Source organism: Pseudoalteromonas sp. S1609 (assembly GCF_005887255.1).
In the GTDB taxonomy this organism is placed as follows: domain Bacteria; phylum Pseudomonadota; class Gammaproteobacteria; order Enterobacterales; family Alteromonadaceae; genus Pseudoalteromonas.
This window is the reverse complement of sequence record NZ_PNDJ01000044.1, coordinates 14,780-28,759: the sequence shown is the minus strand read 5'-3', so window position 1 is coordinate 28,759 and position 13,980 is coordinate 14,780. Positions and strand designations below refer to the sequence as shown.

Below are 13,980 nucleotides of genomic sequence, written 5' to 3'. Positions count from 1 at the left end.
AGTACACTCCATCCTAACAGCTTTTATTGCTAGAGTAAGCGAGCAACAAGAAGGAAAAGAGTAACAAAGTTTGTCAGTGACTATCTCGTGCTAAAAACCGCTGCCAATGGGTGTAGGAATTGATAACACGAATTTGTTGTAAAACGGTATTAAGCAATTTGGTATCGGCAAAATGCTCATCAGAGTAATCATTAAAGCCCATTAAGTAATTGAAGCAGTCTTTAGAGCCTGCTTGCAGGGCATAAATACGAATTTGCTGCTCAAAGTTAAGCCGCAAACTACTAATCGCGGTTTTCATTCCGAGTTGATCCACGGAAGGAATTGCACATTTTTGCAAATACCCCGCACGTTCGCCCTCGCCTGAAAACCAAATGCGTACTTTTTCACTGTAGCGTCCTGTTTTTGCTGGGAGGTCAAACAGTAAACGTGTGTGTTTTTGCGCTTTTACGTAGGCTAAATAATCATTAAGTCCGGCCTTAATAAGGGCGTTATGTACAGGAATTAAACGGGGTTTAATTTTACCATGAGTATGAAAGCTAAAGCAGAGAATGTTATTTTTAACCACCAAGTCATCTAGGGTTAAATGGCCAATTTCATCACTATAAGCGCCACTGTAGTACGCAATTAAAGGCAGCCAAAAGTGCCAGTGCTTAGCTTGTTCGCGGGCAAGCCGAGTATCACTATAAATATATCCGGTATAGAGCGTATGTAACTCCATAGCTGAGAATGGACGACGACCAAGATGGGTTTTCAACGCAGTACCTTGACAGTTTTTATTATTTTATACCCCAACTAATCGTTGTTGTTAATTGGGGGTGTGCCAGCAAATAAACAGTTAAAACTTATTCACTTAAAGCGCGAGCTAAACCAACTGGTTCAATTTCTACGCACACTTGATCGTCATTCCAATTTAAACCGACCAATGCATCATCTGATTTAAGGTCTTCAACCCAATCATCTAAAAATTCATCTAGGTTGATTTCTACTGGGCTGTAGTCTTTCCACTCTTCTTTACATTGCTCTTTTGCTGCGTCTTCTGATTCCCACAGTAAAAGTACATCGGTGTCATCAAACTGATTTGATTCACATACAACAAAGCCACCATCTTGTGCACCCAGTGCCCAGATCTGCTCACTAACACGTACTTTTTCTACAAAGCTAACTAGTTGTGATTCAATTTCGATATCGCTCATGTGTTCACCTTTTAAAATTTGAGTCGAGGGTTGGTATTTTTAGCCGCTTGACGCTGACTAAACGCTTCATAAAACTTAACTAACTGCGATTGCGCGCTAAAATCAGTGAGTTCACGAAAGCAGATCCAATCTAGCAAGCAGTATAAACTGATGTTGAGGCATTCACAGCTTTTAAATTCATCATCGTTTAAATGATCATTTAAATAGTCTAATGTTTGCGCAATTCGCTCATTTTGCAGATTAAAAAATAGTTTATCAGCTTGCGTGTCAAACCCAGAACGATGACATAACAATAATTCAACCAATGAATCGTTACAGGCATTGATGCTAGTTAAAAAATGCTCTTGCGGCCAAGTTAACGGGTTCTGCTGTGTTTTTTCAAGTAAGTAACGCAGTATATTGTTTGAGTCGCTTAAGTTAAGCGAGCCATCAATTAAGATAGGGATTTTAGCTGCCGGGTTGTGCGACATCATTAAAGAGCGGTCATCGCTTGAAAAAATGTCGAGATTTATAAACTCAAGCTCACAGTTATTTTGTTGTGCCCAAATTCTGACACGGCGAACATAAGGGGAAGAAATAGAGCCAAGTAGTTGCATATTGGGGCTTTTGCCAACTCCACATAAATAAAAAGCCGCTGAAGCGGCTTTATTAATAAATCGATTTGCTTACTCTGAGCGGCTGGTTACTTCTAATAAGTGGTAACCAAACTGTGTTTGAACAGGACCTTGTACTTGGTTAAGTGGCGCTGAAAAAACCACCTTATCAAACTCAGGAACCATCATACCAGGTCCGAACTCACCTAATGCGCCACCATCTTGACCTGAAGGGCAATTAGAGTGCAATTTAGCCAGCTCTGCAAAGTCTTCACCTTGCTCAATTTTATCTTTAAGGTCTAAACATTGTGCTTCACTGTCTACGAGTATGTGCCTTGCACTTGCTACTGCCATAAAATCTCCTATTTATAAGTTTAGTTTTTTATCTACTAAGCAACATCTTAGTAAGGTTAAACTGAAAACACAAAATTAAAATGCACTTTTGATGGCGCTTTCTAATTTTGCTGAATCGGGTTTGACGCGGCTGTTAAAGCGAGTCACGGTTTGACGATCTGCCGAAACCACGTATTTATAAAAATTCCAGTTAGGTGAACTAGTTTTTGCATTTAAGTGCTTAAAAATAGGGTTGGCATCGCTGCCACGCACTGCGCTGGTGGCTAACATGGGAAAGGTAACGCCGTAATTTACATAACAGACTTTAGCCGTATCTTTTTCGTCATTTTCTTCTTGAAAAAAATCGTCAGATGGAAAACCGAGCACCACCAAGCCTTGCTCTTTATATTTTTTGTATAGCGTTTCTAGCCCTTCAAACTGAGAAGTAAAGCCGCAATTGCTGGCAGTGTTAACAATCAACAGTGGCTTATTTTTAAATTCACATAGATTAAGCGTTTCGGTTGAACGAAGCTTTCTCAGTGACACATTTGTGAAGTCATCGCAGGTATCTGTCTTTGCTGAAGGGCTATTAGTGTCTGCTGCATTGGTGGTTACAGATACACAGCCTAGAGCCAGTGTTAATCCGAATATTAATTTTCTTATCATGCGGTTACCTTGAACGCGATTTGATGGGTGTTTATGTAACTTATCATACGCTACTATAGGCGAAATTGATCAATTTTACTTATTTTCTATGACTATACGTTTAGCTAAACCTGATGATTTAACTGCTATTGTTGCCATTTATAATGAAACTATCCCTAGTCGAATGGTAACCGCCGATACTGAAGAAGTAACCGTTGCTGACAAACAACCTTGGTTTGATAGCCATACAGCTCAAAGACCTATTTTTGTTTACTGCGAAAATGACCAAGTATTAGCCTGGGTTAGTTATAAATCGTTTTATGGGCGCCCAGCTTACGATGGCACCGTTGAACTAAGCATCTACATTACGGCGGCAGCCCAAGGAAAAGGGTTGGGTAAAAAGTTGATGCAATTTGCACAACAACAAGCACAAAAGCTCGATATTGAAGTGTTACTCGGATTTATTTTTAGCCATAACGAACCAAGCATTAAATTATTTAAGCATTTTGATTTTGCAGTATGGGGAGAGTTGCCCAATGTTGCAAGGATGGATAACCAGCTGTACAGCCTGACTATTTTTGGTAAGCATTTAATGTAATCCCACAATCATAGGCAAGCAAAAATTACATTTATGTAGACGATTATGCCAAACCAAAAATTCTATACTATGCTGAAAAGGTGTTTAATTAATTCTTAAAAGTGTACATAAATGGCGCAAAAAATACTTATTATTGATAGCAGTAGCATGATTGCTATGCGCTTAAAAGTACTGCTTGAGCTAATTGGTTGTGAAGTTGAATTAGTTCATTATTCTATGTTTGATCAAAGCAGCAACATAGATGCGTACGATATGCTTGCCTTTTCACAAGGGACACCAACAAATCTGGTTGCTTCGTTGGTAAAACAAGCGACCCGACAATCATTTTTACTTTTAGCTCCCAAGGCTGAAAGTGGTGAATTGCTTGATGCATTTGGTAAATTAAACGAGCTTGTTCCAGATGCCACTATTATTTATCCATTTTTTTCTAATAAAGAAATCACTTCATTTATTGAAGATCTATTAGAAATAGGACCTGATCATATTTTTAAACTGCCTACAATTTTGTTGGTTGATCATGTTAGTGAGCGTTTAGAAATGCTAAAAAGTAGTTTAGTGGGTGCACATATAGAGGTATACACAGCTACAAATCATGATGAGGCACTTAATATTGCCAAACTCAGAATGATTGATATTTTAATTAGTGATTTTAGTTTAAAAGAAGGGCTCGGCTTAGATATATTTACCAGCCTTAAGCAGATACAGCCGCATAGCCGCTGCTTATTATTAACCTCGCGTCCTGCTCAGGTTTCTATGATTGAAGCAATTCGCCAAGGTGTTGAAGACGTTTTAATTAAGCCGCTCGACGACAATGTGTTATTACAAGCAGTACATAAGTTGTGGCAAACCGAATTGCTAAAACGTCATAACGCAGAGCTAGTTGAAAGACTACAAGATACAGTCGATGTACTTATTGAAAAAGACAGTTTGCTGCAAGTAATTTTTAAAAATACTCCCGATCCAATCTTACTTTTTGAACGTAAAGGCAAAATAGTAGAGGCTAACGACGCGTGCTTAAAGCTGTTTAATTTACCGTTTAAAAAGCTCATTGCTCACTCGTTATTTCACTTTTTAGATGACGATTCAGTAAAGGCAATAAAAGATAAAATATCGACTTTAAACAGTAATCGGCAATTTAGTTGCGACCTACACCTAGTCAATAAAGATGGCAGTAAAATTCCACTTGTCGGCTCGTTTAATGAAATTGATCATCATGGTGAGATAGCATTAGCGGTTATTTTTAAAAACGTAACCCATTTAAAACAAAAAGAAGATTTATTACTTGAGGCCAAAGATCTTTTAGAAGAGCAGGTTAGAGCGCGGACTTCGCAACTTGAGCATGCGAAAAACATTGCTGAAGCAGCTAATTTAAGCAAATCAGAGTTTTTAGCTAATATGTCACATGAGCTAAGAACCCCTATGCATTCTATACTAAGTTTTTCACGCTTTGGTATCAGTAAGCTTCAAGATGATGATTTTAGTAAAGATAAACTTTTAAAATATTTAACCCGAATAGAATCGAGTGGGCAAAGGCTACTGTCATTACTTAACAATCTACTCGATTTGTCGAAATTAGATGTAGGTAAATTCCCATTTAACCCGCGAGCATGCGATTTAACGACTATTGTTAAAACAAGCATTGATGATGTTGCTGGGATTGCCATAGAAAAAGATATTAAGATTGCATTTAAATCAGATAACCCACCAGTTGTAGCACAATGCGATGAAGAGCAAATTAATCAGGTACTTAGAAACGTATTGAGTAATGCATTAAAATTTAGCGAAGAACATAGCACTATCGAAGTTGCATTGGAAACAGACAGTGGGTGTGCAAATATTGAAGTAATAGATAGTGGAATAGGCATACCAGAAGACGAGCTTGAAACTGTTTTTCAAAAATTTGTGCAAAGTAGCAAAACAAATAGTGGCGCAGGGGGGACAGGATTAGGACTTACGTTGTGCCGTGAATTTGTTTCTTTACATCAAGGAACTATAAAAGCCTGTAATAACGAACTTGGTGGGGCAACCATTAGCATTCAGGTTCCTTTGGAAATAAACCTCGATGAATATTTAGCCGATGAGCAATTAGTGAAAAATAGTAGCTAATAACCGAATTGTTTTAATGAACACGATTTATATGGACGAAAAATTATGGCTTTAACTAAAATTCTTGCAGTCGACGATGAACCATTTAACCTCGAAATAATAGAAGAAATCCTAGAGGAATTAGATTTTGAACTTAAGCTGGCTTCGAGTGGCCCGGAATGCTTGAGCATGGTTGAAGAGTATATGCCGCAGGTTATCTTACTTGATGTAAGCATGCCAAAAATGAATGGTTACGAAGTATGTAAAGAGCTCAAAGCGAACCCTAAAACACAAGATATTATAGTGATGTTTGTATCGGCAAGGGGGACTGTTGAGGAACGTATGGAAGGTTATTCAGTAGGTGCTGAAGACTATATTGTAAAACCGTTTGGGCACGATGAACTTAAGCAAAAGCTGAATAAGTTAAATCAAGTATTAATAGAAAAACAACAGCTTGAAAAGCAAGTAAAAGAAGCAACCTCAACCGCTTTTAATGCTATGGCAAATAGCAGTGAAATGGGTCAGATAGTTAACTATATTGAAAATATCGGTTTTATCAACGATGTAGAGGAGTTAGGTAAGGCATTAGTGGAGTGCTTACAGGCGTTTGGTCTACAAAGTAATATTGAATTTAGATGTAACGACAGCAAATCGCACTTTACTTTAAACGGTGTGTGTTCGCCGATAGTGATTGAGTTATTTGAAATGCTTAAAAACAAAGGTAGGTTACATGAGTTTTCTCATCGTATTTTGGTTAATTACGAGTTTGTCAGTTTATTGATTTTGAATATGCCAGAACAAGATGAGCAGAAGCATGGGCGTATACGTGATCATATTTGTTTTATTGTAAGTGTAACCGAACAGCAATTGCGGGCTATTACTACTAAGAAAATGTTGGTTTCGCAGCAAGAGCGATTAAACAAAGTGGCGAGTACTGTTCACAGTAAATTTCATAGTTTAATTGGATTGCTTAACGATAGCCGGATAAATAACGAAAAAGTATTTAAACAACTTCAAGAGGAGTTAGAAGAGCGGATCCCAACCATGGGACTCGATGAAGACCAGGAAGTGTTTATCTACAAAAAAGTCGACGAAACGATTCAAAATTCGGTGGCACGTCAAGAATCTGTTGATCAGGTTAAAAAAGCGTTCGCAGAGATAGAGCAAGATCTCGCTTTATTGTTGAAAGGTTAAAGGTGCGGGCTACGGGCTGCGAGGCGCGGGGTAAATTCCTTGCTACGATTGGACAAATTAACTTGTAACAGCGACTTTATGTCGCGTCTTTTAAAGGTTAAAAACGAAAGTATGCATTACAGGTTAACTAAGAGCTGTACTTTAATAGTGGCTTCTTATTTACTCCTCATTCTCTTCTCTGTGTTAAATTAGATGTTAGTAAATTATGCACAAAGAGGGCTAAGAGTTCATAGAGAAAGTGATTACATAAAAAGGTAAAAGGCTTACGCGTCTCTGGGGAGGCCTTTTTCGACAATACGAATTAATCGTGCTGTTTTACGCAACTTTTGCCTTTGTTTATCGTGTTGCTGGGCGAGTGCCCAATTTATATGTTCACCCACCAGATCACTGACTGTTTGGCGTTTATCTTCGAGTGCAGCAATAATTGCCGGGCTAAAATCTGCGTTACCTAAGCCAACGGCTATATTTCGTAGCCAACGTTCATGGCCAATGCGGCGGATTGGACTGCCCTCGGTATTTTTTAAAAAGGTAGTTTCATCCCAAGCAAATAACTCGAGTAAATCTTTGTTTTTTAATTGTGTACGAGGATGAAAGTCAGCCTCATCGGTAATTTGTCCGTAGCGGTTCCATGGGCATACCAATTGGCAATCGTCACAGCCATAAATGCGATTTCCCATTAATGTTCTGTATTGCTCAGGAATAGCGCCTTGATGCTCTATAGTTAAATACGAAATGCACTTACGCGCATCAACCACATAAGGTTCTACAATAGCACCAGTGGGGCATAGTGTTATGCAGGCAACGCATTTGCCGCAGCCCTCAAAAGTGTTTTCGTTATCAATAGGTAAAGGTAAGTCGACAAAAAGCTCACCTAAAAAGAACCAAGAACCCGCCTCTTTATTTATCAGTAAAGAATGCTTTCCGCGCCAGCCTAATCCCGCTTTTTCAGCGAGTTGACGTTCAAGTACAGGGGCTGAATCAACAAAAGGCCTAAAGCTATAGTCACCCACATGTTGTTCAATTTTTTTACCTAACTGTTTGATTCGGTTGCGCATCAACTTATGATAGTCACGGCCAAGGGCATATCGGCTGATATAGGCTTTTTCGGTATTTTTAAGGTTTTTGGCAAAGCCAGAATCAGGTGGGAGGTAATTCATTTTAACTGAAATAACCCGCTGTGTTCCGGGTACTAGCTCATTAGGGCGAGCACGCTTCATACCATGGGCTGCCATATAATCCATTGAGCCATGAAAACCCGCATCAAGCCATCGCTGCAGCTGTGCTTCATGCTTAGTTAAATCAATGTCAGTAATACCCACTTCACTAAAGCCAAGTTCTTGACCCCATAGCTTTATTTGCTGGGCTAGCTGTTCATAATTTAGATTGACGTCGCTCACATGCTTCACACAGTTATATTATAAGCCGCGTAATTTAGCATAATCGCGGCTTGGGTAAAACTAGTCAGACCCTAGCCTACAAAACGCTTTAACTGTTGTTGGGTTTGTTGACTTAGTTTTTGTGATTGCTCAGAGTCATGCAATGCGGTGTCTATTTGTTGCTTTGCTTGTTCGCCAAGCGCCACAATTTGTTCAACCGATTCATGAGTTTGATTTTGTGTATCTTCAAGTAAATGAACTGCGTTAGCTATTTGCTGTAATTGCTGCTGATTATGCTCAAATTCATTGAGCATTTTTCCAAAACCTTCTGAGGTATCGTTGATTGCAGCTTGTGCGTTATTAGAGTGACTAATTAACTGCTGAGACTCTTTATTGGTTTCATTAACCAGCTCATTCATTTGAGTAATAAAATCACTAATTTGGCGGGTTGCATCACTTACTTTAACCGATAGGGTGCGAACTTCATCGGCAACCACGGCAAAACCTCGCCCAGCTTCTCCGGCGCGCGCTGCTTCAATTGCCGCATTAAGCGCTAATAAGTTAGTTTGATCAGAAAACTCTTCTACCATTTTTAAAATGCTACGAATGTTTTCACTATTCTCTTTTAAGCCTGCAATCGTTTTAGAAAAACTACCCAGCATTTCATTAATAAGTCTCACCTGCTCTACCAGTTTAGACAGTTCGCTCGCAGAAAGCTTAACAAAGCTAAGGTGTTCATTATTTACCTGATGTACGCTATCAGTGTTACTTACTATATCTTGCAGGCTTTGGGTAATTTGGTTACTGGCATTAATTATGGTGTGGCTTAAATTAATTTGCTGTTCGCTTAGCTGCTCTGTGTGCTGCATTGATTGCGTTACTTGGCTATTACTTTGCACGCTTTCCTGAGCGCTGCTGTAGGTCGTACTTAATAAGCTGTTTAAATGCGTAGTAAACAGATTATATTGTTCACTTAAATCTCTAAATTCATCAAAAGTAAAATGAGGAAGTTTGGCAGCTAAGTTGGCATCTTGTTGATTAATATTAATCAACGTATCGCGCATGGCTTTTACCGGGCGCACAATTAAAAAGCGCATATAAAAAATAGTAAATATAAAACCGGCAACAATCAGCAGGGTTAATGCCCAAAATAGCCCTGTGCTTTGTTGATTTTCAGAGAGGCTACTGTGTAACCAAAATAATGTAATAGCTTGAAATAAAAATACAAAGCTTAAATTACCCACTATTTTTCGGGTTAAAGTAAAAAATAGAGTTTGTTCTAAAAAGTTATAAATACGCATGTAGCTACTCATTAAATAGTGACCTACTAAATTATTGTTTTTATAGCATAAATAGCAATTAAATAATTAGTTATAGTTCATTTAATTGCGCCAAAAAATGCTTAGTTCGTTCAGGGTCGTTAGTAAAAATGCCATCAACACCACAGGCAAGCATCAGTTTAATATCTTCAACTTCATCTACGGTGTAGGCAAACACCTGTAAGCCGCGCAGTTTGGCATCGTCAACAAACGACTTGTTCATAAAGTTTTTGTCAACATGAATGCTAAAGGCCTGTAAGTCTTCAGCAAACTTCGCATACTGCAATGGAATTGATGCAGTAAGTGCGCCAATTTTAAGCCAAGGCAAGCGGTTCTTTAGCCAGTGTAGTTGATGATGATTAAATGATGAAACTAAAATATTGTCTGCTGATATCTTATTTGCAGTAATATTCATTTCTAGTTGGGCAGCAAACTTTTCTAGTTCAAAAGTATGTTTTAGCTCTAAATTAAGTAAGGTTTGGTTGCTATTCCAGTCAATTAGTTGTTGTAGGGTAGGCACTTGCTCACCATTTCCCGCATCAAATTGTTGAATTTGCTGAGCGCTTAGGTCGCACACTTTACCTTTACCATTAGTAGTTCTATCTAGATAGGTATCATGAATAATCACGTAGTCATCAAGTGCGCTTTGTACATCAACCTCAATGCCATCTACATTTGCTTTTAACGCCGCCATAATAGCGCTATGTGTATTTTCAGGAAAGTGTGTGCTTGTGCCTCTATGAGCAAATATTTTCATGGCTGCTTTTTCCGTGAGATTGACCAAGTTTCAAAGCACGCAGCACTAACAATCAGTGCGCCACCAATCAGGGTCATCACTGATGGGCGTTCGTGCAAAATAATTATAGCCAGTATTGTGCCATAAAGGGGTTGTAAGCAAGAAATCAATCCAGCGGTCGCTGCTGATAAATGTTTTAAACTCGCTGCAAATAACGAATGCGGCATCGCAGTAAACACCACACCGGCAATAAGTAGCAATATTAAATCAGTATCATTAATTTGTGTTATGGGTACTTCAATAAATGCACATAGCATTAGGCTTGCCACTAACGTTTGATAAAACATGGTTTGCGGTCCACCATACTCGCTAAAGTAGCGTTTATGGGTAATATTACGAAGAGCAAAAAACAACGCTGATACCACCCCCGTCAAAACACCTAAAGTAATGTCATCGCCTAAATTAACGTTAGGGATCAATAAATAAATACCAATAATCACCACCACAGCGCTTATTATATCTTTTGCTTTGGGCTTACTTTTATTAAATAGAGGCTCTAAAAATACCGTAATCACGGGATAGGTAAAAAAAGCTAACATGCCCACGGTAATTCCCGCCAATTGCATGCCTGCAAAGTAGGTTACCCAGTGAATACCTACGGCAACGCCTAATAAAATGGCAATCACATAATCTTTGGCGTGATGCAGCTTAATTGGTTTTTTTTGCAAAGTCAGTAGCACACAAATTGCCACCCCAGCGATAGCCGCGCGATAAGCGGTAATATCTAATGCATTCAAACCAATTAGCTTTGCGAATAAGGCGGTGCCGCCAAATAAAAGGACGGCAATATGTAAGTAAATTAAGCTTTGTTGTTGGGACTGCACGAGATTTCCTTGTCACTTTTTTTGGCTATATTAGCATTGCTTTTACACTCAGAAGATGAATTTTTCTATTTCATGACAAATGTCAGCCAAGTTAATGACACTTCACACTCTTATATATTTTATCTAATGGCATAGTTATTTTACTTATATTGGAGGGTGTTATGAATTCCTTAATTTTAATAAGCTTAAGCATTTGCGACTTTGTAGAAACACTAAGTTTAACTGCGACTTATGAAGATTGTTTTATGTTCGCATTCAGTTTTATGTTATTAATATTTATTAATAAAAATAGTGCTATAAACAAAAACAATAGGCCAGAGGTATTAGTATGAGTTCGCTAAGTAGCTTTTCTCAACAAACGGATAAAACGTTTTGGAAGTATGGCCATTTAATTTTTACCGGCTTTTATTTATTGCCATTAATTATTAATTTTGACCAATTTACAAAAAGCCAAATGAGCCTATGTTTAGCTTTTTATATTGCTTTTATTATTTTGTACATAAAAGCAATTAACTGCAATAACACAAAAATTACCCCCTTATTTTTAGCCTTGCTCGCCATTTGTTTTAGCGCCACTTTTTTTACCTCTGGCACACCTACTTTGTATGGTTTTGTTGCCTATGTGGCAGGGTATAGTTATGCCCAAAAGCAGCGGTATTATGCCGCATTAGCTATTATAGTCGCGCTTTTTACAAGTTCGTATTTAAGCGATATAGGAAAGCTTCAGTACTTTTTGGCTGTGGCATTAATATTATGTGCCGCCTTATTTAGCTATGGGATTGCAGCAAAAAGAGAGCGCGAACATAAAAAGCGCGAACAAGAAAGCGCAAAGCAATTGGAGCAACTAGCAGCCATTGCTGAGCGTGAACGCATAGCCCGAGATTTACATGATATTTTAGGTCACTCACTGTCATCAATAGCTTTAAAAGCTGAACTTGCGAATAAACTAAATCAAGGTGAACGATACGTGCAGGCTAATAACGAAATAGCCCAAGTAGCAGATCTTGCAAGACAGTTACTGAGTGATGTACGAAACGCGGTAAGTGATTTAAAGCAGCTCAACTTAAACAGCCAAATAACACAGCTAAAACAAACACTCAAAGAGCAAGGCTTTAACATAAAATTTAACGTTAATTTAGCGACGTTACCTGCCAAGGTTGAGGGCATTGCGAGTCTTATTATTAAAGAGTCAGTGACTAATTTATTACGCCATAGCAGCACAAAAATCGGTTCTATTAATATAGAACAAACAAAGCGGCAATTACTTATTGCCGTTATTGATAACGCGCCATGCACCACATTAAAAGCGGGAAATGGTTTAAATGGCATTAAAGAGCGAGCAGAGCAATTAAACGGCAGTGCAAAATTTACCTGTGGCGATACATTTACTTTAAACGTTGTACTGCCATTAAGTGCTGAGGATTTAAAATGATCAAAGTATATTTAGTTGAAGATCAAGCGCTGGTGCGCGACGCAGTTGCCGCTTTATTAAGCCTCGACTTTAATATTGAGGTAATTGGTCAAGCATGTAATGGGCGAGATGCGTTAAATGAAATCAGCGCGCTTAGTAAAGACTTACATCCAGATATCATTTTAACGGATATAGAAATGCCAAGCATGAATGGCATTGAGCTTAGTGAGCAAATAGCCGCTAAATATCCTGCAATTAATATGGTAATTATGACCACTTTTTCACGTGCTGGTTATATTAGGCGCTCTTTGAATGCGGGTGTTAAAGGTTTTATTTTAAAAGAAGCACCCAGCGAAGAGCTAATAAACGCGTTAAAAAAAGTAATGCAAGGGCAAAAGGTGATTGACCCAGAACTTGCCATTAATGCCCTAGACGATGCCGACCCACTCACAGATAAAGAGCGTAAAGCCTTAAAGCTTGCAAGTGATGGCTTAAAAACCAGCGAAATAGCTAAGCAGCTCTATATAAGTGAAGGGACAACGCGTAATTATTTATCTGATGCGATTGCAAAGCTCAATGCCACAAACAGGATAGATGCAGCGCGTATCGCTCGGCAAAAGGGATGGTTATAAATAACTTCTTTAATGATTACAAAAATAGGCACTTTATAAATTTTATACAACGTATTACTATTCAGTGCATAACTATAAAAGTAACGAAAAGTGCTAAAAGCGCAGCTAAATGCACTCAAAGAGGCTCGAATGACCGCATTAATAAAAATTACCACTGAGCAAAACGTGGCAATACTTACCATGAATACCGCTGAAAACCGCCATAACCCTAGTTTTATAGCTGAACTTAATCAACACTTAGATAGCATAGAAGCCAATGGCGATATTAACGCCGTAGTATTAACCTCAAGCAGCGATAAAAGCTGGTCATTGGGAATAGATTTACAGTGGATGGCAAGTTCAGATAACACGCCTGCAGTTATTGCCGATTTTATGAATTCGATAGGGCAGTTATTTAAACGCATAGTGACGTTTCCTATGCCTATCATTGCTGCACTAAACGGTCACACTTATGGTAATGGCTCGGTGTTGGCATGTGTCTGTGATTTTCGGTTTATGAAATCGGACAAAGGCTTTTTCTGCTTTCCTGAAGTTGATGTACTGGTACCGTTTGTACCGTCTATGTTTCCGATTATTAACAAAGCGATTAATCCTCAATTTTTTAACCGCTTAGCTATGACTGGCGAGCGTGTTGACGCGCACAAACTGCTACAACAAAATGTGGTAGAAGCGATTTTTGCTGATGAGCAAGCCTTGCAAACGGGTGTGTTAGAGTTTGCGCAAAGCTTTAATAAAAATCGTTGGATATACGCTCAAAACAAAACCCAAATGAACAAACCAATACTCGATGTTATGGCTGCACAAGATTCGGCTTTTATTGAACATATCAGCACGCTATTGTGGAAGAAACTACAGCAAAAGTAAGCTGTTTTTATAAAAGTGAGTAAACATCAGCACAGCTAATTTACTCACTTTTATGTGCATTAATTAAGTAGGTGTTAAGTGTTATTTAGCTACATTGCTACAAAATGCAAAAGCTAA

Annotated in this window: 15 protein-coding genes; 6 read left to right on the top strand and 9 right to left on the bottom strand. The window is 38.5% G+C overall.

Features of this window, described 5'->3' with window-relative positions; genetic code table 11:
• Positions 1 to 73: 73 nt before the first annotated feature.
• From CWB76_RS12605 to CWB76_RS12585, 5 genes are all read right to left on the bottom strand, one after another.
• Complete coding sequence (locus CWB76_RS12605) at positions 74 to 754, bottom strand: site-specific integrase (RefSeq protein WP_138608067.1); 681 nt, start codon at positions 752 to 754, stop codon at positions 74 to 76.
• A gap of 88 nt (positions 755 to 842) precedes the next feature.
• A complete protein-coding gene (locus CWB76_RS12600) occupies positions 843 to 1,193 on the bottom strand; it encodes a DUF2750 domain-containing protein (RefSeq protein WP_008114782.1) in 351 nt (116 codons plus the stop codon).
• Positions 1,194 to 1,204: 11 nt separating this feature from the next.
• The gene (locus tag CWB76_RS12595) at positions 1,205 to 1,789 is read right to left on the bottom strand and encodes a glutathione S-transferase family protein (RefSeq protein WP_138608065.1); all 585 of its coding nucleotides are present in this window, start codon (positions 1,787 to 1,789) and stop codon (positions 1,205 to 1,207) included.
• A gap of 69 nt (positions 1,790 to 1,858) precedes the next feature.
• Positions 1,859 to 2,140, bottom strand: coding sequence for a peptidylprolyl isomerase (locus CWB76_RS12590; RefSeq protein ID WP_008114778.1), 282 nt, complete (start codon positions 2,138 to 2,140; stop codon positions 1,859 to 1,861).
• Positions 2,141 to 2,215: 75 nt separating this feature from the next.
• Positions 2,216 to 2,785, bottom strand: a complete 570-nt coding sequence (locus CWB76_RS12585) for a glutathione peroxidase (RefSeq protein WP_138608063.1) — start codon at positions 2,783 to 2,785, stop codon at positions 2,216 to 2,218.
• 88 nt (positions 2,786 to 2,873) lie between these two features.
• On the opposite strand from CWB76_RS12585, the gene CWB76_RS12580 reads away from it, so the two are divergent.
• The 3 genes from CWB76_RS12580 (at position 2,874) to CWB76_RS12570 (ending at position 6,641) form a co-directional block, all read left to right on the top strand.
• Positions 2,874 to 3,362: a GNAT family N-acetyltransferase gene (locus CWB76_RS12580; RefSeq protein ID WP_054202385.1), complete on the top strand. Its 489-nt coding sequence runs from the start codon at positions 2,874 to 2,876 to the stop codon at positions 3,360 to 3,362.
• Between the two features lie 111 nt (positions 3,363 to 3,473).
• Entirely contained in the window at positions 3,474 to 5,468 is a 1,995-nt protein-coding gene (locus CWB76_RS12575; protein ID WP_138608061.1) for a sensor histidine kinase, read from the top strand.
• Between the two features lie 45 nt (positions 5,469 to 5,513).
• Positions 5,514 to 6,641 carry a response regulator gene (locus CWB76_RS12570; RefSeq protein ID WP_138608059.1) on the top strand — a complete coding sequence of 376 codons (1,128 nt, stop codon included), beginning with the start codon at positions 5,514 to 5,516 and terminating at the stop codon, positions 6,639 to 6,641.
• A 263-nt stretch (positions 6,642 to 6,904) separates the two neighbouring features.
• Here the strand turns inward: CWB76_RS12570 and queG are convergent, their stop codons facing one another.
• The 4 genes from queG to CWB76_RS12550 form a co-directional block, all read right to left on the bottom strand.
• Entirely contained in the window at positions 6,905 to 8,038 is a 1,134-nt protein-coding gene (gene queG / locus CWB76_RS12565) for a tRNA epoxyqueuosine(34) reductase QueG (protein WP_138608057.1), read from the bottom strand.
• 71 nt (positions 8,039 to 8,109) lie between these two features.
• A complete protein-coding gene (locus CWB76_RS12560; RefSeq protein WP_138608055.1) occupies positions 8,110 to 9,330 on the bottom strand; it encodes a methyl-accepting chemotaxis protein in 1,221 nt (406 codons plus the stop codon).
• Between the two features lie 58 nt (positions 9,331 to 9,388).
• Positions 9,389 to 10,093 carry a glycerophosphodiester phosphodiesterase gene (locus CWB76_RS12555; RefSeq protein ID WP_010390735.1) on the bottom strand — a complete coding sequence of 235 codons (705 nt, stop codon included), beginning with the start codon at positions 10,091 to 10,093 and terminating at the stop codon, positions 9,389 to 9,391.
• Positions 10,090 to 10,956 (bottom strand): DMT family transporter, encoded by an 867-nt coding sequence (locus tag CWB76_RS12550; protein WP_138608053.1) that lies wholly within the window; start codon positions 10,954 to 10,956, stop codon positions 10,090 to 10,092. Before CWB76_RS12550 ends, CWB76_RS12555 begins: the two co-directional genes overlap by 4 nt.
• Positions 10,957 to 11,284: 328 nt before the next feature.
• On the opposite strand from CWB76_RS12550, the gene CWB76_RS12545 reads away from it, so the two are divergent.
• The 3 genes from CWB76_RS12545 to CWB76_RS12535 all read left to right on the top strand — a co-directional run bounded on the left by CWB76_RS12545 (position 11,285) and on the right by CWB76_RS12535 (position 13,863).
• Positions 11,285 to 12,388: a sensor histidine kinase gene (locus CWB76_RS12545; RefSeq protein ID WP_138608051.1), complete on the top strand. Its 1,104-nt coding sequence runs from the start codon at positions 11,285 to 11,287 to the stop codon at positions 12,386 to 12,388.
• Positions 12,385 to 12,999 carry a response regulator transcription factor gene (locus tag CWB76_RS12540; protein WP_054202298.1) on the top strand — a complete coding sequence of 205 codons (615 nt, stop codon included), beginning with the start codon at positions 12,385 to 12,387 and terminating at the stop codon, positions 12,997 to 12,999. The genes CWB76_RS12545 and CWB76_RS12540 overlap by 4 nt, the downstream gene beginning before the upstream one ends.
• 129 nt (positions 13,000 to 13,128) lie before the next feature.
• On the top strand, positions 13,129 to 13,863 hold the full coding sequence (locus CWB76_RS12535) for an enoyl-CoA hydratase/isomerase family protein (RefSeq protein ID WP_171039631.1): 735 nt from the start codon (positions 13,129 to 13,131) through the stop codon (positions 13,861 to 13,863).
• Positions 13,864 to 13,980 lie beyond the last annotated feature (117 nt).